The sequence below is a fragment of the Sediminibacillus halophilus genome, assembly GCF_900103695.1.
Classification (GTDB): domain Bacteria; phylum Bacillota; class Bacilli; order Bacillales; family Amphibacillaceae; genus Sediminibacillus; species Sediminibacillus halophilus.
This window is the reverse complement of record NZ_FNHF01000001.1, coordinates 1,045,815-1,069,976: the sequence shown is the minus strand read 5'-3', so window position 1 is coordinate 1,069,976 and position 24,162 is coordinate 1,045,815. Positions and strand designations below refer to the sequence as shown.

28 protein-coding genes and 1 pseudogene are annotated in these 24,162 nt (G+C 41.4%); 26 read left to right on the top strand and 3 right to left on the bottom strand.

Annotation, left to right across the window (positions count from 1 at the left end):
• Positions 1–139: 139 nt before the first annotated feature.
• From queC to queE, 3 genes are read left to right on the top strand one after another with little or no spacing between them, the layout of a single operon-like run.
• Complete coding sequence (gene queC / locus BLR82_RS05500; RefSeq protein WP_074597954.1) at positions 140–805, top strand: 7-cyano-7-deazaguanine synthase QueC; 666 nt, start codon at positions 140–142, stop codon at positions 803–805.
• A complete protein-coding gene (gene queD, locus BLR82_RS05495; protein WP_139186892.1) occupies positions 802–1,281 on the top strand; it encodes a 6-carboxytetrahydropterin synthase QueD in 480 nt (159 codons plus the stop codon). Before queC ends, queD begins: the two co-directional genes overlap by 4 nt.
• Positions 1,274–2,002, top strand: a complete 729-nt coding sequence (gene queE, locus BLR82_RS05490) for a 7-carboxy-7-deazaguanine synthase QueE (protein WP_074597953.1) — start codon at positions 1,274–1,276, stop codon at positions 2,000–2,002. The genes queD and queE overlap by 8 nt, the downstream gene beginning before the upstream one ends.
• 55 nt (positions 2,003–2,057) lie before the next feature.
• Here queE and BLR82_RS05485 read toward each other — a convergent pair whose 3' ends face one another.
• Positions 2,058–2,753 carry a DUF421 domain-containing protein gene (locus tag BLR82_RS05485; protein ID WP_074597952.1) on the bottom strand — a complete coding sequence of 232 codons (696 nt, stop codon included), beginning with the start codon at positions 2,751–2,753 and terminating at the stop codon, positions 2,058–2,060.
• A 230-nt stretch (positions 2,754–2,983) separates the two neighbouring features.
• Between BLR82_RS05485 and BLR82_RS05480 the strand changes: the two genes are divergently transcribed.
• From BLR82_RS05480 to BLR82_RS05405, 16 genes and pseudogenes are all read left to right on the top strand, one after another.
• Positions 2,984–4,018, top strand: a complete 1,035-nt coding sequence (locus tag BLR82_RS05480) for a S66 family peptidase (RefSeq protein ID WP_074598284.1) — start codon at positions 2,984–2,986, stop codon at positions 4,016–4,018.
• A gap of 15 nt (positions 4,019–4,033) precedes the next feature.
• Complete coding sequence (locus tag BLR82_RS05475; RefSeq protein ID WP_074597951.1) at positions 4,034–4,474, top strand: VOC family protein; 441 nt, start codon at positions 4,034–4,036, stop codon at positions 4,472–4,474.
• A gap of 12 nt (positions 4,475–4,486) precedes the next feature.
• Positions 4,487–4,900, top strand: coding sequence for a GNAT family N-acetyltransferase (locus BLR82_RS05470; RefSeq protein WP_074597950.1), 414 nt, complete (start codon positions 4,487–4,489; stop codon positions 4,898–4,900).
• Positions 4,901–5,270: 370 nt separating this feature from the next.
• Positions 5,271–5,939, top strand: a complete 669-nt coding sequence (locus tag BLR82_RS05465) for a VC0807 family protein (protein ID WP_074597949.1) — start codon at positions 5,271–5,273, stop codon at positions 5,937–5,939.
• Positions 5,940–6,123: 184 nt separating this feature from the next.
• Positions 6,124–6,942, top strand: coding sequence for a hypothetical protein (locus tag BLR82_RS05460; protein WP_074597948.1), 819 nt, complete (start codon positions 6,124–6,126; stop codon positions 6,940–6,942).
• A 342-nt stretch (positions 6,943–7,284) separates the two neighbouring features.
• Positions 7,285–8,268, top strand: a complete 984-nt coding sequence (locus tag BLR82_RS05455) for a ring-cleaving dioxygenase (RefSeq protein WP_074597947.1) — start codon at positions 7,285–7,287, stop codon at positions 8,266–8,268.
• A gap of 240 nt (positions 8,269–8,508) precedes the next feature.
• Positions 8,509–9,393, top strand: coding sequence for a LysR family transcriptional regulator (locus tag BLR82_RS05450; RefSeq protein WP_074597946.1), 885 nt, complete (start codon positions 8,509–8,511; stop codon positions 9,391–9,393).
• 113 nt (positions 9,394–9,506) lie between these two features.
• The gene (locus BLR82_RS05445; RefSeq protein ID WP_074597945.1) at positions 9,507–9,875 is read left to right on the top strand and encodes a CidA/LrgA family protein; all 369 of its coding nucleotides are present in this window, start codon (positions 9,507–9,509) and stop codon (positions 9,873–9,875) included.
• Positions 9,872–10,561 (top strand): LrgB family protein, encoded by a 690-nt coding sequence (locus BLR82_RS05440; protein ID WP_074597944.1) that lies wholly within the window; start codon positions 9,872–9,874, stop codon positions 10,559–10,561. Before BLR82_RS05445 ends, BLR82_RS05440 begins: the two co-directional genes overlap by 4 nt.
• Before the next feature lie 133 nt (positions 10,562–10,694).
• A complete protein-coding gene (locus BLR82_RS05435) occupies positions 10,695–11,456 on the top strand; it encodes a methyltransferase domain-containing protein (protein WP_074597943.1) in 762 nt (253 codons plus the stop codon).
• Between the two features lie 263 nt (positions 11,457–11,719).
• Positions 11,720–11,911, top strand: a pseudogene (locus BLR82_RS20975) (PadR family transcriptional regulator); the annotation flags it as partial.
• A 75-nt stretch (positions 11,912–11,986) separates the two neighbouring features.
• Positions 11,987–12,331 (top strand): DUF1048 domain-containing protein, encoded by a 345-nt coding sequence (locus tag BLR82_RS05425; RefSeq protein WP_074597942.1) that lies wholly within the window; start codon positions 11,987–11,989, stop codon positions 12,329–12,331.
• A 407-nt stretch (positions 12,332–12,738) separates the two neighbouring features.
• Complete coding sequence (locus tag BLR82_RS05420; protein ID WP_074597941.1) at positions 12,739–13,500, top strand: ABC transporter ATP-binding protein; 762 nt, start codon at positions 12,739–12,741, stop codon at positions 13,498–13,500.
• Positions 13,501–14,250, top strand: a complete 750-nt coding sequence (locus tag BLR82_RS05415; protein WP_074597940.1) for an ABC transporter permease — start codon at positions 13,501–13,503, stop codon at positions 14,248–14,250.
• Between the two features lie 550 nt (positions 14,251–14,800).
• Positions 14,801–15,694, top strand: a complete 894-nt coding sequence (locus BLR82_RS05410; protein ID WP_245693649.1) for a putative RNA methyltransferase — start codon at positions 14,801–14,803, stop codon at positions 15,692–15,694.
• Positions 15,695–15,821: 127 nt separating this feature from the next.
• On the top strand, positions 15,822–16,664 hold the full coding sequence (locus BLR82_RS05405) for a nucleotidyltransferase domain-containing protein (RefSeq protein WP_074597938.1): 843 nt from the start codon (positions 15,822–15,824) through the stop codon (positions 16,662–16,664).
• Positions 16,665–16,876: 212 nt separating this feature from the next.
• Here the strand turns inward: BLR82_RS05405 and BLR82_RS05400 are convergent, their stop codons facing one another.
• The gene (locus BLR82_RS05400) at positions 16,877–17,416 is read right to left on the bottom strand and encodes a flavodoxin family protein (protein WP_074597937.1); all 540 of its coding nucleotides are present in this window, start codon (positions 17,414–17,416) and stop codon (positions 16,877–16,879) included.
• A gap of 2 nt (positions 17,417–17,418) precedes the next feature.
• On the bottom strand, positions 17,419–18,012 hold the full coding sequence (locus tag BLR82_RS05395; protein ID WP_074597936.1) for an NAD(P)H oxidoreductase: 594 nt from the start codon (positions 18,010–18,012) through the stop codon (positions 17,419–17,421).
• 123 nt (positions 18,013–18,135) lie between these two features.
• Here BLR82_RS05395 and BLR82_RS05390 point away from each other — a divergent pair, with 123 nt between their 5' ends.
• From BLR82_RS05390 to BLR82_RS05360, 7 genes are all read left to right on the top strand, one after another.
• Entirely contained in the window at positions 18,136–18,978 is an 843-nt protein-coding gene (locus BLR82_RS05390) for a LysR family transcriptional regulator (RefSeq protein ID WP_074597935.1), read from the top strand.
• Between the two features lie 99 nt (positions 18,979–19,077).
• Complete coding sequence (gene yfkAB / locus BLR82_RS05385; protein WP_074597934.1) at positions 19,078–20,202, top strand: radical SAM/CxCxxxxC motif protein YfkAB; 1,125 nt, start codon at positions 19,078–19,080, stop codon at positions 20,200–20,202.
• Between the two features lie 223 nt (positions 20,203–20,425).
• Complete coding sequence (locus BLR82_RS05380; protein WP_074597933.1) at positions 20,426–21,265, top strand: DUF2785 domain-containing protein; 840 nt, start codon at positions 20,426–20,428, stop codon at positions 21,263–21,265.
• 157 nt (positions 21,266–21,422) lie between these two features.
• Positions 21,423–21,959: a GNAT family N-acetyltransferase gene (locus BLR82_RS05375; RefSeq protein WP_074597932.1), complete on the top strand. Its 537-nt coding sequence runs from the start codon at positions 21,423–21,425 to the stop codon at positions 21,957–21,959.
• Positions 21,960–22,060: 101 nt separating this feature from the next.
• Positions 22,061–22,849: a nucleotidyltransferase domain-containing protein gene (locus BLR82_RS05370; RefSeq protein WP_074597931.1), complete on the top strand. Its 789-nt coding sequence runs from the start codon at positions 22,061–22,063 to the stop codon at positions 22,847–22,849.
• Positions 22,850–22,861: 12 nt separating this feature from the next.
• Positions 22,862–23,422, top strand: a complete 561-nt coding sequence (locus tag BLR82_RS05365; RefSeq protein ID WP_074597930.1) for a GNAT family N-acetyltransferase — start codon at positions 22,862–22,864, stop codon at positions 23,420–23,422.
• A 179-nt stretch (positions 23,423–23,601) separates the two neighbouring features.
• Entirely contained in the window at positions 23,602–24,159 is a 558-nt protein-coding gene (locus tag BLR82_RS05360) for a TVP38/TMEM64 family protein (RefSeq protein WP_074597929.1), read from the top strand.
• Positions 24,160–24,162: the final 3 nt, after the last annotated feature.

The following is a 24,162-nucleotide window of genomic DNA, read 5'->3' as shown; positions in this document are numbered from 1 at the left end:
TCTTAGGTATAGTTTTTTTGTGTTCGTTTTTTAATTACCTGAAAAAGCGGAGCCTGTATTTCCGTCTTCTTTTACAGGGAACGATTCAGATCAATGTGTAGATAGAATTCTCGTTTCAATCGGAAAGGGGAATTTTTTTATGGAAAAAAACAAAGCGGTGGTTGTGTTTAGCGGAGGACAGGACAGTACCACATGCCTGTTTTGGGCTATGGAAAGATTTGATGAGGTCGAGGCCGTGACGTTTGATTATAATCAACGTCATCAAGAGGAGATTGAGGTTGCCAGAGAAATTGCTGGCGACCTGGATATCAAGCATACGGTATTAGATATGTCGTTATTGAACCAGCTTGCCCCGAATGCGCTGACAAGAACCAATATAGAGGTGACAGAAGGAGAAGACGGCGGGCTGCCATCCACGTTTGTCCCTGGACGCAACTTGTTGTTTTTATCATTTGCAGCGATTATGGCGAAACAAATTGGTGCCAAACACGTAGTAACTGGGGTATGTGAGACAGATTTCAGCGGCTATCCGGATTGCCGGGATGTGTTCGTCAAATCGTTGAATGTTACACTGAATTTATCGATGGACGAACAATTTGTCATTCATACGCCATTAATGTGGCTAAATAAAGCTGAAACATGGGAGCTTGCCGATCAACTGAACGCATTTGCGTTTGTCCGGGAAAAAACGTTGACCTGTTACCATGGTGTACGGGCAGATGGCTGTGGTGAATGCCCTGCATGCAAGCTTCGAAGCGCTGGATTGAATGCCTACATAGCGAAACTCGAGGGGGAAAGGGCATGATGGAAGGCTTCGGTTTTACCATTGTAGAGAAGTTGGAGAAGCTGGGTGATGACATACAGAAAGAAGAGTTGAAGTATCATCAGAAAAGGGTGTTGATAAGCAAGGAGTTCACCTTCGATGCTGCTCACCATTTACATGCCTATGAAGGGAAATGTAAAAACCTGCATGGCCATACCTACAGGGTGGTCTTCGGCATCAGTGGGTTCACGGATGATATTGGGTTGGTCCTGGACTTCGGCGATATAAAAAAATTATGGAAAGAAAAAATAGAGGTGAAATTGGACCATCGTTATTTGAATGAAATGCTGCCAGCAATGAATACAACAGCGGAAAATATCGTCGTCTGGGTCTATCAGCAAATGGACTTCGCACTAAAGGATTTGGATAATCGAAGTCTCCGAGTTGAGTATGTAAAGCTGTATGAAACCCCGTCAAGTTTTGCAGAAGCGCGGAGGGAGTGGATGGAAGATGTTTAAGTTCCCTGTATTGGAGATTTTTGGTCCAACTATACAAGGAGAAGGGATGGTTGTCGGAAGAAAAACGATGTTTGTCAGGACAGCTGGCTGTGACTACGGCTGTTCGTGGTGTGATTCAGCTTTCACATGGGATGGCAGCTCCAAGAAAGACATCAGGATGATGTCGGCTGAAGAAGTTATGGAAGGGCTGCAGGCAAAAGGCGGCAGCCGATTTGACCACGTGACGATTTCCGGAGGCAATCCAGCATTACTGCAAAACTTGAGTGAACTGATCGATAAGCTGCATGGACAAGGGATAGAAGTTGCCTTGGAAACACAGGGTAGCCGCTGGCAGGAATGGTTTGTCGATATAGATGATTTGACCATTTCTCCTAAGCCGCCCAGTTCTGGGATGAAAACGAATTGGCAGGTGCTCGACAGCATTATAAACCGTTTGGCTGACAGTGGGAGGCTATCCCACACCAGTTTGAAAGTGGTCGTTTTTGATGAGAAGGATTTGCAATATGCCTCCGCCGTACATCAACGTTACCCAAAGGTGGATTTTTATTTGCAAGTAGGCAATGACGATTTAGCGGAAGCTGATTCTGCAAGTCTGGCAGGCAAACTATTGGAAAAATATCAGTGGCTGATTGATCGGGTTATGCAATCTGACATGCTCAACCACGTCCGCGTCCTCCCACAGGTACATGCACTCGTATGGGGAAACAAGCGGGGGGTATAGAAACATTAAAAAACAAGAACCGCTATAAATCCTATAAGGAAGCGGTTCTTGTTTTTTAATGTAGTAAATTATCTTTGCTGTCGATAAATAGAGAACCGTCTTGCTGTACTTCTGCGTAAAAGACATCCTTAACGGAATCAACACCGGCTTGCTGAAGCTGCTGCTCCAGCCAAGCGTTATCCAAATCCAGCTTAGCCAGGTTTTTGGAAAGAATTCTTCCGTCTGTTATAACTTCGGTAGCTATCGGATAAGTAGTTTGTTGACTACCGACCATCATATCATTTTTGGTTACTGATTGTTTGTCTTGTTTTTTCATAACGGAAAGCTTTCCGTTTGTTTCAAAGACGGCATAGTCGACATCCTTTAAGGAAAAAACATTCTTCTCTCTTAACATGGCTTTTAATGAGTCCAAGTCCAGTCTGCTTTGCTGCATAGCATCTTCAATGATTTTTCCCTCTTTGACGACTGTGATCGGGCTGCCAGTCACCACTTTTCTAGCTCGTTTGGACTTGATATCAATTAAGTCCAAAATCAGGGTAAAGGCCGCCCATCCGACCAGAGCCAAAACGCCGTTTCGCAGGCTGAAGTTTTGATTGGCAACAAGGTTTGCCGTTATCGAACCGATTGCGATAGCTGAAACGAAATTGAAAAAGGTCATCTGACTGATTTCTTTTCTCCCCATTATTCTTGTAAGGACATATAAGACCAAAAAGCTGATGGAAACCCGAAGTATTAGTTCCATTATATCCATACTAACCATCCTTTTTTTTACTAATTTCTGCCCTTAGTTATTTGTTTTTTGAAAAAAACTATTCCATAGCAAGGAAAATTAAAAAGATTTGTTACATTTTATATACACTTTCTTTACTTAAAACTATCCTTTTGTGAAAGGATTACACAGTTCTCAAAACTCAAATATAAAGGAATTTTCGGGATGAAATCGAATAAGTAATGTAGAGCATAGAAGAGGTGATCATGAAGATGTTGATTAAGCCAGAAAAACTGGAGCCAGGTGACCGGATTGCGACAATTAGTCCTTCTTGGGGTGGAGCGGGAGAACCTGAGTTGCGTTGGAGATATGAACAAGGCATTAGCAGAATTGCAGATATTTTCGGTCTTGAAGTGGTGGCAATGCCGCACAGTCTGAAAGGAGCTTCGTTTCTTTATCATCATCCTGAAGCACGAGCGGAAGATATCATGACTGCTTTTCGGGATCCAACCATTAAGGCGGTTATCGCGAATATCGGCGGAGATGACAGTATAAGACTGCTGCCATATATAGATTTCGAAGTCATCCGTCAGAATCCGAAAATTTTGATGGGATATTCTGATGTGACTGTGGCACATTTGTTTTGTCATAAAGCTGGGGTGTCATCTTTTTACGGACCGGCAATTATGACAGATTTTGCGGAAAACGTGGAAATGGATGCCTATACGGTTGAGAATATTAAACGAACGTTCTTCCGTGCCGAACCAATCGGAGAAATTAAACCGGCAAAGCAGTGGACCAGCGAACGTCTGGAATGGACAGAAGAAAATAAACACAAACGAAGAAATCTACGTCCAAACACTGGCTATGAACTTTTACAAGGGAAAGGGCGCGTACAAGGCCGGCTTATCGGTGGCTGCATAGAAGTTCTGGAATTTGCGAAACAAACCATTTTGTGGCCGGATGAAGAATATTGGGAAGACAGCATCTTGTTTTTTGAAACGTCTGAGGAAAAACCGGAACCAGATTTTATCAAGTACTGGCTGCGCAATTATGCTGCACAAGGAATACTGGGGAAGGCGAAAGGTATCATCTTTGGAAAACCGATGGACGAAACGTATTATGAGGAATACAAATCAGTCATCAGTCAAGTGATGGAGGAGCATAATCTTACCAATTTGCCGATTCTTCATAACCTAAATTTCGGACATACCGAACCGAAATTCATCTTGCCATATGGTGCTAGAGCCGAGATTGATTGTGAAAACGTGGCTTTTTCTATTTTGGAAAGCGGTGTGAAAGAATAAAGGAGGGTGCAGAGCATGAATCGTTTAAATTTGATAACGCTTGGAGTAAAGGATATGGTGGAATCTTTGCATTTCTATCGGGATGGTCTCGGTTTCGAAGTCGTTGTCTATGGAGAGGAATCGAGCCCAGAGGTTATTTTTTTCCAAAACCAGGGTACGAAAATATCGCTTTTTCCTTTGGAACAGCTGGCAAAGGATATCAATGAACAGGATCCGCCAGCATTAAATGCAGGAGCTGCTGCAATCAGCCTGGCGTACAACGGGAAATCGAAACAGGAAGTCGATGACGTATTCGCAATGGCTGCAAGAGCTGGAGCCTCAATCGTCAAACTGCCTCAAACAGTGTTCTGGGGTGGCTACAGCGGCTACTTTCAGGACCCGAATGGCTTTTACTGGGAAGTTGCCTATGGCGAAAACTGGGATTTTGATGAGAACGATATGTTAATCATGAAATAAGGGGAGAAGGAAATGAAACTTGAAAAAACAGATAATCAGTCAGCTAAAGACTATATACGAGAAAAATTAATTGAACATAATATGAGCCAGCTTCCCGATCAGCTTAAAACCCCGAAGGAGAGCATCTGTTTTACGGCATCAGAGAATGGTGACATCATCGGCGGCATCACCGGGACGATGTATTGGCAGCACCTGCATATCGGTTTTCTCTGGGTGGATGAATGCCATCGTTCCAAAGGATATGGGGTGCAGTTACTGAAGCAGGCAGAAAAACTAGCAGAGGAAAAACGATGCCGGTTGATTTTCCTCGACACGTTCAGTTTTCAGGCGCCGGAATTTTATCAAAAGCAGGGCTATCAGGTGTTCGGTGTCCTGGAAGACCACCCTCAGGGTTTTAATCAATATTTCTTGCAAAAAAGACTATAGAACTTGAGGCTGGGACAAAGGCTTCGTGATCAAAATAAATACCGAACGATTCGTTTGATTTTTCGATTAAAAAAGTAAACCGTTCTAGCCTTCTCATATGAAGCGTGCAAAGCTCCACTCCGGCAAGGCACATCGCTTTCCGCGGGCACGGCTTCAGCTAACTTGGCAGACGTGTAGTATCTCGTCGTAAGATGGGGAGGGGCTTGACTTGAGATACTTTAGGTCCAATCAACTTCCGGAAAATCTCGACGAAAGGGCACGGATCGTGCTAGAAACTTACTTATAGGAGCAATACTGCAAGATCATGTCTCATTCTGTAGGCAGTTAGGTGAGGTTGTGGACAGGATATTCTCTTCATGGAGGAATACATATGAAGAAAAATATTGTTTTGCTCGACATTATTTTTTATGTTTTATTTCCATTATTTATTTGGCATTTTATCCGTGATTTTATCGGAGATTATTATGCTATGCTGCTATCCTCTGTCCCGGGGATTATTTACAGTGTATATCGCTTTTTCGAATTGAAACGAATCAACTTTTTCGGTGTCTTTATTCTTGTTACGTTGATGATTGAGACGTTGATCGATATTCTCGCAGGCTCTTCTCTGCAATTACTGTGGAACAATGTCTTTTATGCTGCAGCTATGAGTTTGTTTTTTCTCAGTTCCATCATTATCAAAAAGCCGATCACCCTTTACTTCGGTCTGGATCTTGCTGAATTGCAGGGCCATGATCGAAAGTTTAGTAAATGTCTTTATTATCAGAAACGGCTGTTTCTGATTTTTCAGCTGATCACGCTTGTTTTTGCATTGAGGAGTGGAGTCCTTGCCGTGGTAAAAGCCTGGTTAATTATAGAATACGGTGTGGAGGCATTCGACAAAGGGATCATTCTTCGTCAGGCATTTAGCTGGGTTATGACTGGCATTACGATCGCGGGCTTTTTTTATATTGGAAAAATCATCTATACCTCGCCGGATTTAATTAAAAAAGCGGAAAGTGAAATGGAAGAGAAGGAAGCAATCCTAGTTGACAGATAACCTTCGTGCTTTCTTCTGAAATGAATAGTTGAGGAGTATTCGTTAAAAATGCTTTTTCTTACTGCAACAACTGCGAGAGAGTTGGAACACATAAACAATATCCTGGAAACGGAGGGGAATCCCAGAGATAGCGAGCGAGTCACGTATTAATAGATTAGGAGAAGGTGCTTGGCACTTTGCTTATTTGATTGAAGAAGAACAACTTGTTCTACGTATTCCTAAGAAAATTGCCTATGAAAAAGAAGTCCTCTTCAACGAAAAGGCATTAAGGGAAGAATATACTGCTACGCATGCGTTTTACCAGCATGCAAACAAGGTGAAAAAAGGGGTATGTCCTGAGCGGTTCACGTTCTGTGTAAAGAAGGATATGACTTACACAATGGAGACCTATATGGGAAGTTCGATTGGATTTAGTCAACAAACAATAGAAGAATCAAAAAAATACGGAAGAGAGTTAGGGACGTTCTTTCGGGGGCTTGAATCGGTGAAGCCTCCTTATGAAGGGATAGGTTATCTTGAAGAAGGAGAAAACGGTGAGCTCAGAGGCAGGATGGAAAAGGAGTTGCATGCTTTTCTGTTAGAGGAGTCAAGAGAATATGAGGAAGAATTACAAGGATTGGTTGCAAGTCCCTACGAGTTTGACAAAGAAAAAGTGATCAAAAAAGCAGAGTGGCTCCTTTTAAATCGCTCGGTAGATAAGGAACAAGTCGTTCTGACCAATCAGGATACATCACCAGAGAACATTCTTTTTACTCAACGTGGCGCTAAGATAATCGATCCTTTTCCTCTTCTATATAGCGGGACATCTCTTGCTGCGAATTACCGTTTCAACTACCAAACCCTGTTTCCTACCTTTTATAACACAATAAGATATGGAAAGGGTAACTATAAACGACATATTCCTCAGTTAGCAGCTAATGCCAAGGGGTTTATGGAAGGATATACAAAAGGTTCCAGACAGAAGCAGGTTGATTTACACGTGGAAGTATTCTTAAGTTACTGACAATGTCCTACACCCATCTTCAGTTGTTAAAAGAGAAAGTGTTAAATCGTGAACAAGTAATTCGCTATGGTACGAAGGCACAGGTGGAAGAACGTTTATTGATTTATCTAAAAAAACTGGAAGGTTACCCACTCTATTAGATTATTCCTATTATCCCCTCTAACAAAATTAGTCGTAAATAGGTGCCGAGTTAATTGGATTGACACTAAAAAAGCGCACGTGATATATTTATCTTGAATTAAAGATAATTTTGGGAGAGTAGAAATAGGAATGAGACATTAGCCGCCGGGAATAGCTAAGACGTCCACGGTGGTTCGTGACTTTATATATGGAGGTATAGAGATGAACCAGTTGAAAGGAATTCATCACGTAACTGCGATTACGAGCAGTGCGGATAAGAACTATGAATTTTTCACTTATGTACTTGGAATGCGGCTGGTGAAAAAAACAGTCAATCAGGATGATATCCAAACGTATCACTTATTTTTCGCTGATGATACAGGCAGCCCGGGTACGGATATGACGTTTTTCGATTTTCCTGGGATACCGAAAGGCCAGCATGGCACTAATGAAATTTTCAAAACTTCCTTCCGGGTTCCGAGTGACGCTGCCCTGGATTATTGGGTGAAACGGTTTGACCGGCTGGAAATAAAACACACTGGTATCAAAGAACAGTTCGGCAAAAAAACGTTGTCGTTCGTCGACTTTGATGACCAGCATTACCAGTTGATATCCGATGAACACAATGAAGGGGTCGCATCGGGAACACCATGGCAGGATGGTCCGATTCCATTAGAATATGCTATTACGGGACTTGGTCCGATTTTTGTCCGAATTGCAAATTTTGAATACTTTAAAGAAATGATGGAAAAAGTTCTAGTCTTTAACGAAATAGATCAGGAAGGTTCTTTCCATTTATTCGAAGTTGGCGAAGGCGGAAACGGGGCACAGGTTATTGTGGAACACAACAAGGTACTTCCTCAAGCACGCCAAGGGTTTGGTACTGTCCACCATGCCGCTTTCCGTATAGAGGATCGGAAGGAGTTAGAAGAGTGGGATCAATGGTACCGCCGTTTCGGTTTCCAGACCTCAGGCTATGTTGACCGCTTCTTCTTTCAATCACTGTACACAAGGGTGGCACCGCAGATCCTGTTTGAATTGGCAACGGATGGTCCAGGTTTCATGGGTGACGAACCATATGAAACCTTGGGAGAGAAGCTTTCACTGCCACCGTTTCTCGAGTCGAAACGTGACCAAATCGAAAATGCGGTTCGGCCAATCGATACGGTCAGAAGTACGAGAAATATTGAAAAAGAATATGAGTAAAAACCAACAGACGCTTGTATGGAGTTTTCTCTCCATTGCAAGTGTCTTGTTTTGTTAGTAAGGACATTAACTGGACTTTCAGTCATTTACTACACGCTCAACAATCTTGCTTTATCGGTGATGATCACAATGTAGGAGCCTTTCCATTGAGCATGTTTTTCTTGTTTCCTGTATCGGTCTGATAAAATGACGATAGTCGAATCGAAATAGTAATTATATTAACGATAGGAGGTGCCCAGTATGGAATTACGTCAACTGCATTATTTCTTAGAGGTGGCAAAACAACAAGGTATAACCAAGGCGGCGGAATCTCTCCACATTTCTCAACCGGCATTAAGTAAAATGATTAAAGCACTCGAGGAAGAACTGGGAATGACTTTGATCGTCCGATCCAATAAAACGAGTGAACTGACGGATGCCGGTATGGTTGTAAGAGAATATGCGAAGAAAATACAAGGACAATTGGACGATATGACGACAATATTGAATGATTTGACACAGTTGGAACGTGGTGCCATTCATATCGGTTTGCCTCCAATAATTGGCAGCTTGTTTTTTCCGAATGTGTTATCTGCTTTTCATAAAAAATACCCAAACATTAAAATAACCATCACCGAGTATGGTGGTGCAAAGGTTGTGAAAAGTGTTGAAGAGGGAGAACTGGATGTGGCGGTCGCTGTACTGCCCGTCGATGATGAAATATTCAACATCTATCCGATCGTAGAAGAAAAAATGAATGTTGTCGTGCCGCAGGAACATCGTTTTGCCAATCGAAAATCGATTGATTTAATGGAATTAAAAGATGAGGAATTTATTTTTTATCATGAAGACTTTGCTCTTCATGACATCATTATGGAAAAGTTCATTCAGGCTGGTTATCATCCGGATATTTTGTTTAAAAGTTCGCAATGGGATTTGATGGCGGAAATGGTTGCGGCCAATCTCGGAATTACGATTTTACCTGATTCAATCTGTAATAAAGTAAAGAACAGCGGGTTGCATATTCTGAAAGTGAATCCAACGATTCCTTGGAATCTTGCAGTTATTACCAAAAAAGAAAAATACATTTCTTATGCGAGCAGGACGTTCATAGAATTTATCCAGCAGATGCACGATAGCATATAACTAAAAGTTATGTTATCTATAATATTTATGTATTTTACGAATGAAGACCACGGTTGTAAGATAAGAATAATCGAATTTTAAAGCTTAGGTATAGGAGTTTGGAGGGAAGGGCTTTGAAAATCATTATGATTTTTATTCAAATTGTCTTCATTCATTTGTTTCTACTTTTGGGTGCTGGTGTCAAAGCACTTATTCCGATTCCGATACCAGCATCGATGATCGGACTTCTGCTGTTGTTTTTGGCCCTATGCCTGAAGTTGGTTAAGCTGGAATGGGTCGAGCAGGGCGGAAATTGGCTGATTGCAGAGCTGTTACTATTTTTCGTGCCGTCTGCGGTCGGAATTGTTAATTATGATGAAATGCTAAGTTGGCAAGGCTTCAGCACTGTATTGATTATTGGAATAAGTACTTTTATTGTTATGAGCACTACCGCCTGGATTGCAGATAAAATTATGATTCGGAAAGAGCGTGATACCCAATGAGTATCATCTTTTTTATTTTCGTAACCAGTTTGTTATATATGGTAGCGAAAGCAGGCTATAAACGCATGCCATGGCCAATCTTTCACCCGTTGCTCTTGAGCCCGATTTTGATTATTGGACTGATCAGTTTAATGCATGTGTCTGCGGATCAATATCTCGACAGGGCTAAGTTTCTGACACATATGCTAGGACCGGCAACCGTTGCGTTTGCCATTCCTATTTACAAACATCTGCCAGTATTGAAAAAGTATATAGGAACAATTGTGACCAGCATTACTGTCGGTACGCTGATGGCAATCTTTTCTTCCTTCTTGCTTTCAATGCTTATGCATTTGAATAATCAATTTCTGGTTAGTGTCCTGCCAAGATCGATTACCACACCAATTGCTATCGAGGTGTCCAAGGATATAGGTGGTATTCCAACATTGACAACCGTTTTTGTTATATTGACCGGTATTATCGGCGGGATCATAGGTCCTGCTGTGATCAAGCGTTTTGCGATAAAATCGACGATAGCAAAAGGTCTGGCGTTAGGCATGAGTGCGCATGGTGTCGGGACCAATAAAGCAATGGAATATGGCGAGCAAGCAGCAACTTTTTCGACATTGGCAATGATTTTTGCCGCAAGTATAACCGTCTTATGGGGAAAGTTTTTAATTCCCGTGCTAGTCTCGTTTATCGGCTGACCTGAATACAGGTCAGCTTTTTCATTCAGGAATAGAAGACTGACTGGGCAGCGTTTCAATCGCAGGTTTGTGCTTTTGGAAATTTTTAAAGGGATTTTATTGCTTCTCATGGAATTAAAAAGAGGTGGAGGCGATGAAATTGACAGAAGAGTTATTGGAAAAAAACAGGGCCGGTTGGAATACGGTTGCGCACCATTTTAACGGACAGGATGCGTTGCCTGGATATGGTCCTTACGCACAGACAGAGGATGAATTAAAGTTATTTGGGGAGATAAAGGATAAAAAAGTATTGGAAATTGGTTTTGGCAGTGGTCATTCCCTGCGGTATATGGCAGAAAAAGGAGCAGCAGAGTTATGGGGAGTTGATTTTTCAGAAGAACAGAAAGAGATTGCGGAAATTACCCTGCAGGATCATCCGGCTCACTTGTTCTGTGCGCCAATGGAAACGGAGATCGGTCTGCCGAAAGCATACTTTGACTATGTTTACTCGATTTATGCAGTAGGCTGGACGACTGATCTATCTGCAACTTTTCAATTGATCTATTCATACCTGAAGAGAGGCGGCTCCTTTATATTCAGCTGGGACCATCCTTTCTATCCCTATATAAAAAGCGAAAATGGACTTCTTTATTTAGATGCCTCTTATCAGGAGGAAAGCATGCTGGAGTTCGATAATTTTAAGGGTGGAAACAAACCGATGGCATTTCAGCGCCGGAAGATGAGTACGTATCTCAATGCCTTGATCTGTGCTGGTTTTTCCATTGAGCGAGTGATAGAAAGCGATGTTCCGGTAGATCTAAACGATGTGAAAGCAGAGCAATCTGACAGTTACTATTCGTTGTATAAAGCACAACGTTTTCCTGCTTCTATGATTATCAAGGCTGTCAAAAAATAATAATGAAATGGAGTTAAGTTGAAAACAGGCAGACCGTTATGCGGGGCTGCCTGTTTCATTTTTATCAAACAGTGAGCGGGCCGCCGATTTTGCATGATGGGTTATCATTTTGATGGAAATACCCATTATTCAGAAAAAGATGTTATTTAGCGAAAAAAAGTCATGTTGACAAATGAGGCTATTATGTAATACTATATACCAGTAGTAAGTATCGCTTATTACCGGTGATAAAGAATACTGAAAAACACAAATGGGTGATGAAATTGGAAATTATAACGGAAATGCTGAAAGGGGGGCTCGAGAGGTGTGTACTTGAAATCATCAGCCGTGGCGAAAATAACACAAAAGCTTCGGGAACTTGGCCTCACTGAAGTGGTCGATCGCACAGTCCTATACGGCTTGAGAAAAACAATTTGGTGGATATTGAGAAAAACCAATCCACTGTGGGACCGCCGTGAAAATTTTACAGACTGACTGCTGCAAGTAAATGAATGAACTCAAAACACAATAAATTAAAAGGAGAAGGTAATATGAGTATTTTTGAAAAAATTATTGGGAGTATGGATGAGAAACGGGAATGGAGAGCGATGGAAGCCCGTGCGAAGGCACTTCCGAGTGAGTACCACAACGCTTATAAGGCTATTCAGAAATATATGTGGACCTCTGGTGGCCTCACGAATTGGAAGGAAACCAGCCGGATCTTTCACGGAATTATTGACCTCTTTGAGGAAGGGGCAGCTGATGGCAAGAAAGTTACTGATTTGACGGGAGAGGACGTTGCGTCTTTTTGCGATGAATTAGTGAAGGACTCGAAAACTTGGAAGGACAAATACCGTGCGAAGTTGAATAATACAATCGGACGTAACGAGAGATGAAGTGAGAATGGATACCCGCTTCTGGAATCAACCCTAGGTAGCTGAAATTATCGCTCGACGGTGAACTGGTGGCAGCTGCTTGCGCCCATCGGCAAAGTAATAAAGAGTTTTTATAGCATCATGAGGTTGATTGGAATATAAAACTCAATAGATTATCCTGACTGAATAGCTGGTTGTAAATGAGTAGCGTCACCTTTCCTATTCAGTTCTATTTTCGCCTGGTACTTAGTGTTACTGAATATAAGTGACACTTAATAGATGCGTATTATTTAAGAATCCGCTTCGCAAGGGCCTTCCATAAAACCTCACTTTTCTGAAGGCGAACCATCTGCTAGCTTACCAGGCAAATCCCTATATTGAGGTTTATGGAAGCGGCTTTGCTGCACTTTTAAAAGGAGGAAAACAATATGAGCAATACAGCGATTACAGTAAAAGGATTAAAAAAATCCTTTAAAGACAAGGAAGTCTTAAAGGGAGTCGATTTTGAGGTGAAGCGTGGCGAAATTTTCGCACTGCTAGGCTCAAACGGCGCTGGCAAGACGACAGCGATCAATATCTTCTCGACACTGATGAAGCCAGATGGGGGCAAAGTGAGCATTTGCAACTTTGATGTTCAGCGGGAACCGGACAATGTTCGCCAAAGCATCAGCCTGACAGGACAGTTTGCTGCTTTAGATGGCATGCAAACTGGGCGGGAAAATATAATAATGATTGCTAAGTTGCGGGGAGTATCCAATCCCGCTCAAGTCGCCGACAATCTGCTTGCGAAATTCAGTCTGTCCGATGCGGCCAATCAACGCGCAGACAAGTATTCTGGGGGAATGAGGCGCAGACTTGACCTCGCCATGAGTTTGGTTGGGACACCGGAAGTCATTTTTCTCGATGAACCAACCACAGGACTTGATCCCGAAGCGCGGATTGAAGTATGGGATACAGTCAAGGAGCTTGCCGGCAGTGGTACGACCATATTGCTGACAACTCAGTACCTGGAGGAAGCCGAACAACTGGCCGACCGCATCGCTATCCTTAATGGCGGAAAAATCATCACCACCGGCACCCTCGCCGAACTCAAGGAGATGTTCCCGCCAGTGAAAGTAGAATACGTCGAGAAGCAGCCGACATTGGAGGATATTTTCCTCGAAATCATTGGCAAAAAGGAGGAAAAGTAAATGAAAAGGAAAACAGGAGTATTATTGGGACGTTTAATGCGTAATATCATGCGTAGCCCGGATACCATCATTACGGTTGCGGTTACGCCGATTATGATGATGCTGCTTTTTGTCTACGTATTTGGCGGAGCCATAGAAACAGGCACGGATAACTACGTCAATTATTTATTGCCGGGAATCTTGCTGATCACAATTGCATCCGGTGTTGCTTATACTTCCTTACGGTTATTTACCGACGTGAAAAGCGGACTGATGGCGCGCTTTATTACCATGCCCATCAAGCGTTCATCGATATTATGGGCTCACGTTTTGACTTCGATCGTTTCCAATGCGCTCACTGTAGTAATCGTTATACTCGTTGCGTTTTTGATGGGATTCCGTTCTGACGCGGATATCCTGGCTTGGCTGGCCGTAGGTGGGATACTTGGACTATTCACGCTGGCACTGACTTGGCTGGCGATCATTCCAGGATTGACAGCAGGGTCAATGGAAGGGGCCACAGCATACTCCTATCCACTGATTTTCTTACCGTTTATCAGTTCTGCTTTCGTCCCCACCGACACCATGCCTAAGCTTGTCCGTGCGTTTGCTGAGAACCAACCTGTGACTTCCATCGTTAATTCAATCCGTTCCCTCTTGGATCAAGGGATTGTCGGTAGCGGTATCTGGATTGCGCTTGCCTGGTGTATAGGAACCATGGTCATCGCTTATTTGATTGCCAGTAAAATATTCAAACGCCAGTTGAGATAAGCTCACTCTTTATGGAAGAAAGTTCAATAAACTATTATAAAAGTCAAGCACTCAAATAATTAACTAGTTCAGTTTTGGTGGAGGAAGAAGAAAATACGTATTAAATCAGAGACTAAATCGCATATTTTAGGTCTCTGATTTTTTCCTTATCTATAAACGATTATTGGAAAACACACTTGAATTAGAAGACAAAATCGCAATCCGATTAACATAATGTGTTGTCAACAAGTTATTTATGCTAGCTGCTATGGTGGTTTTTTAAAGCAAAAAACAATTGTGGAGTTTATTAAATTATCTTAAACTGACGTGGCAGTAAAATAATAAAAAACCCTTACAAATATGATAAATATTCGTTATTATTTAACTGTGGGTTTAAAACCATTTATGTGAAAAAAGGAGTCAGTTCCATGATTATTCAATTCATTCGTTATAGATAGAAAAAGGTATAGACAACAAGTAAGCCCACTTCATATTTTTAGGAAATATGATGAGGGTTTATTTGTCTATGCCTTTTTCATTTGTCTAAAAATGAATGAATGAGGTGACTTCTTTGTTACAAAAGAATAAAAGAATTAAGAGCGCAAAATATGTTAGCAACTTTGAAAATATTTTTGCTTGTCCGATATGTAAATCGTCTATGAAAGTTATAGATTTTAAGTGTTTAATCTGCTCAAATCACCATACGTTTGATTTTGCCAAGCAAGGATATGTGAATTTGACGACTCACTCACCAAACTCCAGGTACAGCAAGAGTCTTTTTGAAGCACGAAGAAAGTTTATTACCGAAGGTGAATTTTTTAAACCATTGAACAATGCGATTGCCAAAATAATAAATGAACATCTTTTGAAGACAAAGGATATATTTTCTGTACTTGATACTGGATGTGGCGAGGGCTCACATCTTTCTAATATTTGCGATATTGTCCAGACTGACTTTTCCGACAGTGTTGTAGGAGTAGGAATAGATATTTCTAAAGAAGGTATCATGGTAGCTTCTAAAAACTACTCCAATAAGATTTGGGCTGTGGCTGACCTTGCTAATACACCATTTAAGAATACACAGTTTGATGTTATTCTTAATATCTTATCCCCTTCAAATTATGCCGAATTTAACCGCTTGTTGAAATCAAATGGTATAGTAATCAAGATTGTGCCTCAAAGTGGTTACTTAAAAGAGTTAAGGGAAAATCTGTTCTTAGAAACTGAAAAGCAAAATCACTCTAATGCAAGGACGGTGGAGAGATTTAATCAGAGTTTTCAATATGTAGAAAGATCAAGGTTAAGTTATACCATTAACCTTAATAAAACATCAATTGAATGGTTGGTTCAAATGACTCCATTGACTTGGTCAACAACAAGTGAACGAGTAAAATCTTTTAAAAATAAGGATTCGGCTCATATGACAGTTGATTTGGATATATTAGTTGGTAGAAACACAATTTAGAAAGAAGACTATTAGGATAGCCTCCTGATAGTCTTTTTCAACTAAATAGAAGCCGAATCTTGCATTAGACACGGTAAAAAGACCATTACTGAATAAATACAATCTGAAAAAGGGAGGGACATTAAGCATGACTGAAATTAAAGAATTAGGATCTTTATGTCCTGTAGACGACAAAGGCTATATAATAAACCAGTCTGATCCTAAAAAGGTCCATAATAAATTTCGAGAAGTAATTCAACTAATAAATCAAAGCTGTCTTTCTTATTTACCTAAGGAAACTCACAGCATTTATTTAAGAGGCTCTGTGGCAAGAGGGTTAGACATTGAGGGTGTATCTGATGTTGATGTAATAATAGTAACTTATTCTAATCCTCAAGATATTGACCTTGATTGGGTGGAGGAGACGGAACAATTTATTGACCAAAAATTTCATTTTATAAATGGAGTAGAATTAGGATTCTACCCTTTAAGTGAGGTAGAGGAGTCAAAATATTGTTCTATGATTCCTTTTATTCTAAAAGCCTATGGTATTTGTGTTTATGGTAAAAACCTTATAAGTAAACTACCTGATTATAAACCCGACAGCTCTTTGGCGAATGAACACCTCATTCACTTATCAGCTCTGATTGACAAAGCCAAGCATGAACTAATGGGAAATAACGACATGGAGGACATTAAGGATTGCTGTTCATGGATCATGAGAATTATGGTAAGGGCTGGTTTTGCGCTTGTCATTGTTCAAGAACGGTCGTACACAAGGGACCTATTCCCTGCTTATAAACTGTTTTCGAAGCATTATCCAGAAAAAGAATCAGAGATGAGGACAGCACTGTGGTACGCAATCAATCCTTTATCAAGTTCAGAAGAAGTATTGAAATTATTGAACCAATTCGGAAGCTGGATAAAGGCGGAAACGGAAATTTGGCTGAATATTTATAATCCAAGAAGGGAATTACATTTGCAGCTTTGATTATGTCTCCGCTGTTATTCAAAAGGCGCTTAAGTTTAATAAGACATTGGCAAAACTAAACGCTTGGATTCGACAATCCAAGCGTTTTTTGGTTACTATTTGAACCGTTATTTTTGGTTCTAAACATAATGTGTTTTAAGGTTGTTTCCCCTGTTATTTTAGATTTTCCCGCGTTATTTGAACTACTTAAACAAACTAGATTGGATTTTTATTTATTTCCACTGTCTATTCCATAAATCTGCTTTTGCCATTGCAAAGGAATCGTTTTGTATCTCACCTGGTTTGTTAGCCTGGCCGATAATATAATCGGAAAACTCCATACCAATATAATCAAAAATCGCCTTGAATTGTTGTACCAAGGGGAGAGCTGAAATTCTAGGATCGGGTGAATTACCGGTTATGATAACATACGCTTTTTTCTGTTTGACCGATTCTTTAAAATCGAACCGGGGATCGCGCATATATTGGCTCCACCGGTCAAAAAAGATTTTCATTTGACCAGACATACCAAACCAGTATAAAGGTGTGGCGAACACAATAATGTCGTTATTCAGAAATTCCTTGAGCACCCTTTCATAGTCATCCTCCACAGCTGTAAAGCCTTCTTCTGTATGTCGTTCGTCTATAATGGGGTTCATTTGATAATCGTGCAGGTGCATGGACGTATGGTCAACTCTATCCAGTGCCTGTTTTACCAGGTAATCACTGTTACCGTCTTTTCGTGAACTGCCTAGCAAGGTTAAAATATTCATCATTAGATCTCCTTTTTGTCTGAAAGTAACGTATAATGTTTCCCCAGTTTATAAGCTTCTTCAAGCAGCATATCCACATGGTCTGAGGAAGGATTGATTGTTTGGCAGAACAATGCAAAATGGGAGTGTTCGATACCGCAGTAATCGGCAAGCCCTACATTGAAATAACGACGGATCATGGAATCGTATTTCCTTTTATGGAATCGCTCAGGAGGAGCACCGGCCAGACTGAGCCATAACACACGCTCATGCGAAAGTTTTTTTCCTCCGTATGCAAAACCGTAATTCCAAACCCGATCGATATACCCTTTCATCAATGCCGGCATATTCCACCACCATAAGGGAAAGACAAACGCCAATCCATCATATTGTTTCAGCCGTTCCATTTCTGCTTTAGTCTGAGGGGAGAAGTGCTGGCAGGAATTATTCCAATCAGGTTCATCGTCTTCTTCCACTAGTGGATTAAAACCGCTCCGGTATAAATCCACCTTATCGACTTCATGTCCAGCGTCTTTTAGTCCTTCCATGAAATTCTCTGCAGCGGCAAATGTTAAAGAATTTGTCCGGGGGTGCGTGATAAAGGTTAGCACCTTCATAAGTGATCACTCGCCTTTCGATTGAACTGTTTATAAGACCAGTCTATAATAGAAATATAGTTCAGTAAAATTGAAGTTTTAGAATGTTTCATTCAATAAAAATGATAATAAGGAGATATGAAGATGGAGTTGCGTCATCTTGTTACTTTTGAAACCATTGTTGAAAAAGGAGGATTTAAAAAAGCTGCAGATGAATTAGGTTATGCTCAGTCTTCGATAACAGCACATATCAAAGCCTTGGAAGAAGAGCTTGGGTATCCTTTATTTGACCGGATGGGTAAAACGATCACACTAACGGAGACCGGCAGGCGCTTTTTGCCATATGCTGCTGAGATCATCAAGTTATATGCAAAGTCAAAACAAACCATTCAGGAAGATGACCATCCAGCAGGGTTTTTATCAATCGGAGCAAGTGAATCGTTGATGATTTATTGGCTGCCAGAAAAAATCCGGCAATTCATGGAGTTTTATCCGAAGGTGGAATTGACGCTTAAATCAATCGATTACGAAAATCTTTCCGGTCAATTAAAAAAGGGAGATATAGATGCGGCAATTCTGGTAGATACTCCTGATTGGCAGCCCAAGGATTTAACAATCGAGAAAATTAAAGAGGACCGTCTTACACTTGTTGAGGCAGCAAGACCGTCTGCATCGCGTATAGCTGAAACCATGCTGGTAACAGAGTACACATGCAGCTGGAGACCATTGATCGAGGAATATTTAAGAAAAGAAGCAGCATATGCAAAAATAGAACTTCCAAGTATTGAAGCAATTAAACAATGTGTGTTAAGTGGATTGGGGAAGGCCATGTTACCTTCTTTTACAGTAAATAATGAAGTGAAAAACGGGGAATTGGCAGCTATCCCGATAAGCACACGGAATGAGATTGGGATTTATACTGCTTTTCATAAAGATAAGTGGCGTTCGCGCAATTTACAGGCATTCCTGTCATTGCTGTCTGATTAGAACAGAAGAATAAGATTCCTATAAACTTCTTTCTTCATAAAGTGATTGATATGTTACGATAGAAACGGTTAGTTGAACAACCGAAAGGAAGTTACATAAATGAACGTAAAGACTATCGCTAATAAGATGACACCGGACAACGATCCTTGGGAAGCGTATTTGGATGTAGAGCAGCACGGAGAAATGGTATTGTCTAATGTCGAATTTACCACCACGACGTTATGCAATATGCGCTGTAATCATTGTGCAGTAGGATATGCCTTACAGGATCACGACCCGGAAGCACTTCCTATGGACCTGATTTTCCGGCGTTTGGATGAAATTCCGCATTTACGGGCGATCAGTATTACCGGCGGAGAGCCGATGATGTCCAAGAAGTCTGTCAGGAATTATGTTCTGCCCCTGCTTCAATACGCTAACGCACGCGGTGTGAAAACACAGATCAACTCGAATCTGACCTTGCCATACGGACGTTATGAGGCAATCATTCCTTATTTAGATGTTCTTCATATTTCGCATAACTGGGGGACGGAAGAGGAATTCGCAGAAACAGGGTTTGCTCGAATGGAACGTAAACCAACAATGGAGAATCGAAAAAAATACTTTGCCAGAATGGTGGAAAATGCTCAGCGCCTTTCAAAAGAAGGGGTCATGGTTTCAGCAGAAACCATGCTAAACGGCAGGACATTTCCCTATCTGGAAAAAATCCATGACCATGTTCAGGAAATGGGCTGTATGCGTCATGAGATTCACCCTATGTACCCGGTCGATTTTGCCGAAAATCTGGAAACATTGAGTCTGGAACAAATAAGAGCGGCCATTCGCCGGTTGCTATCACACCGGAATGAAGAGATTTGGATGTTGTTTGGAACGCTGCCCTTTTATCCGTGCAGTTCCTCCTCGGAAGAGTTAGAACTTCAGCAACAGCTATATGCAGCCAGGAACGTTTCTGTCCGTAACGATCCAGATGGCCGATCGAGACTAAACGTCAGTATTTTTACCGGAGAAGTAACAGTTACTGACTTTGGCGATGAACCACCGCTTGGAAATATTCAAACCGTTCCATTACAGGAGTCCTATCGCCGTTGGATGGAGACGAAAACAGCGAAAGCGTTGAACTGCCATTGTCCGGCAGTCAAGTGCTTAGGCCCGAACGTTTTGGTGAAAAATACGTATTACCCCGATACCGATTTCCAACAAAAACAAGCAAACATTAGCAGGTGAGATAGAAGAGCAGGGGCAAGCGTTCCTGCTCTTCGGTTCATCTAGCGGGCTTGATCCGGATTCAATATGATTACGGGCTCTTGGCCTTGGTGTTTTTGTATATTGTGAGGGAATTGCGATGGCCAAGGGTTTGCTTGCCTACTATTAAGGCGGTAACCTGTATTTTTACAGAATCAAGAGGAGATACAAAATGACTGCCGGTTAAAAGGAGAAACCATCTATCATGGATACCCAACAATTCACCGAGCGATTAAAGCAGCTAAAAAAGAATAAAGATGACCGCCTCTCGGAAGAAGAACTTGACTTGTTGACAAAAGAAATGCTTTGTCACATAGGAGTTACCGATTCGATTCTTCGTGATGAACTGATTTATCCTGTTTTCAGCCAACTGATCATGAACGGTGATTATACGAGGGAGCAGTTGGCTGTCCTATTAGCGGAATGTCTCGATGAGAACCATTTATTTTATAAGATTGGGAGGAAAAATGACGATTCGGTGTTCACCAGGTCGTTTTCTTCCCTGATTATCGCCGTTCTCTTACATAAAAATTTGCAAAGTAGTTTTATGGACGAAAAACAACTGCTGACAGTAAAGCAAGCCTTGCTGTTGTATTTGAAGGAAGAAAAGGACATCAGAGGACTAGTGGAAGAGAAAGGATGGGCACATAGTATCGCTCATGCGGCTGATGCAATCGATGAATTAATCAAACAGCCTGGAATCCAGCCTTATTTTCAAGAGATATATGAAGCCGTCATTCGGGTGATGGGTACTTCGAGCGATTGTTACTGTTTCGAGGAGGATGAGCGTATGGCAATTCCGGTCACAGAAATGCTGGATAGGGGATTCAGTGAGGAAGTCGTCCTCCGGGAAATCACCAGTCTAACAGAGGAACTGGAGAAGAATTTTCATGCTGGGAGTGTACAGCAATTTATCCATCGGACAAATATAAAGCAATTTTTAAGAAGTCTGTTTTTTCGCTTAGTCGATAAGCAAAAATCTCCCCAACTCCAAAAGGATATCATGCGAGCGATTGTTCGGACAAGCCGTCCTTACTATAAATGATGTTCCGTCCATTATAACCGGGACCCTTTATTGGCAGTTGCGCAACAATGAGTGTTCCAGAATAGGATTAATACAGCCAAGGATGATGCATACAAATGGCAAAAAGATGAGAAAGGTCATCGCCAATCAATCATAGAGTAGTAGGGGAGGAGAAAGAGTGGATATTTCAAACGTTAATAATGGAAAAGGAGACTTTGAAGGAATGGCAGCTGTGTATTGTCGTGTCCATCATCCTGCTAATCCGGAAAACTATCTTGAGAGAATGAAAGAAAGGATTCAAAAACATGCTGGATATCCAGGATTTAGGGCTCTGAAGGCGATAAATGATACCGGTGTGCCAGTTGGCATTGCTTATGGATATACGTCGATGCCTGGACAATTCTACCGCAGCAAAATCGAGTCTTTTTTAGATGAGCAAGAAAGGCGTGCATGGCTGGATAACTGTTTTGAATTTGTCGAGCTTGCTGTCGATCCTGCTTATCAAAGAATGCAAATAGGCAGCAAGCTTCATGATGCTCTGCTGAAAGAGTCGTCGGATCATGCTGTTTCGATATTGACGACACAGGTTGATAACCGTGCCGCCAAAAGTCTTTATGAATCAAAAGGATGGAAAGTGATCAAATATGCAATCCGTCCGGTGGAAACCAGCCCTTTGCTAACTTTGATGGGAAACAGCCAATTATCCGGGTTCTGATTTTTGATGGAAAGTGCCTATCCCCGAAAATAAACCTTGTCATCCCCTTTGTTACGTAATATAATGGCGTAATATTTACTTTTATAAGGGAGGAAGGAAGTGTGATACAAGAGCAGGCATTAAAGAAAATCACTGCAAGCTTGCAAACGGATCCGCTAGTCCAGGCAGTGTTTGTCAAGGGCTCGATCGGACGTGGGGAGCATGATGAAAACTCGGACATTGATCTTTATTGTCTTGTGGAAGAATCGGACAAGCAATCATTTTTAGAACGTCGTCTCCATCATTTGCAGTCCTATGGTTCCTTATTGTTTTATGACGATATATTTATTATTGCTCCACAAATTATTGCCGTGTACGAAGATTTACTGCATGTGGATTTGTTTACGGTTACGGAAGAAACCTATATCGAAAAAGATTACTTCCGGGTGATATACGATCCCGAACGGCTGATGGATAAATATGTGTCAGGGCAGCATTTAACCTTGTCGCAAGAAGAATTTTTGGATGATGTAACAGATGTTGCTTGGTTTTTGCTGCAGTACCGTAAAACAGCTTTGCGGGGAAATAATTTGTGGGCAGTAGGGATTTTACATCATATTGCTGTCCATCTTGCCAGGGTACTGTTGCATTGCTATTCCCCAAACCGCGCTCAGTTGGGTTTAAAAGCAGTGGAGGCCTCCCTTCCTGTAGAAATGGAGGCGGAAGTGCGAACGATTTTTCAATCAATGACACCGGAGTTGCATTCCCAAGCAGCAGTTCATGTTGTCCGGCTTTTGCAGAAACATAGACAATGGCTGCTATCACAATTGGCTTCTGAACCTTATACGAAGCGTTTGTTAGCGACAATGATAGCAGCGGAAACGTGGGAATATCAATCTACCAAGCTGTAAGGGAGAGGGAAAATGTTTACTTATCCATTTGAAGAACAGTCCTATTTGAAAATGCTGGAACCAGATGATGCTTCGGAATTATTTTTGCTAACCTGGAATTCGATGGATCGTTTGAAGAAATGGCTTCCTTTAATCGGGAGTAACAGGAGGCAAGAAGACACCGAAGCTTTTATCAAATCTTCACTTTTGCAACTGAGCGAAAACAATGGTTTTCAGGCAGGGATTTGGCACCAAGATAAAATAGCCGGGGTTATCGGCTTTCATTACGTTAATTGGTATAACCGCACTACAAGTATCGGTTATTGGATCGGCGATGGCTTTGAGGGGAAAGGATTGATCACTAAAGCTTGCCGGGCGATGATTCAACAGGCGTTTGATACCTGGCAGCTGACCCGGGTGGAAATCAGGGCAGCCGAGGAAAATGTCAAAAGCAGATCCATTCCGGAAAAACTGGGTTTTACCCAAGAAGGGAAAATCCGGCAGGCTGAATTATTACAGGGAGAGTACGTCGACCATATAGTGTATGGATTGCTAGCGGAAGAATGGAAGAAACAGCAAAGTCAAAACAATTGATTCAATAAAATTTGCCTATTTCGTCTCAATAAGTGTCGTGACCATCTAATAAAAGTAGCATAAACTGGTATTGCAAGCAATTCTTGTCCTTAACGAGAGACCCATATCTTTTCAAATCGGGCCATTTCTTATAAAATGCTATAGGACTTGTATTTTTTTGCAAGGAGAGGGGGATGTGTATGGATAATTTCAATAATTCCATTCAATCCTTGATAGAAGGGGCTGGATGGCTTGCTCCCGCACTATTTATTCTTATTCATTTGATCAGGCCCTTTTTGTTTTTACCGGTGATTGTCGTTTGTATTGCCGGAGGTGTGTTGTTTGGATTTGTAGAAGGAGCGGTATTGTCTTTTATTGGATTATCGCTGATGAGCCTTATTTTTTATAAATTGGTCAGTAGATTTCCGCGTTTTCGGGAAGGGGTAGCCCGACTGAAAACCAAAATATTGCATGACCGCACGATTACGGTCAGTCAGGTGATGGTTCTCCGAGTCATGCCGTTTGTACATTTTCATTTATTGTCGTTGTATTTGATGGAAATGACTGATGGTTTTAAAAGTTATATGTACTATTCTGGTTTAGGAGTTATTTTACCGGCCGTATTATACACTGCTTTTGGCGAGGCAATCACGGAGTTTCCATGGTATGTAGTCAGTTTATTCATGCTTTTATTAGCAGCTGTTTATGCGCTATTAGGAAGAATCCATCAAATGAATATCGAAGGCAGCAAAAGTTAATTC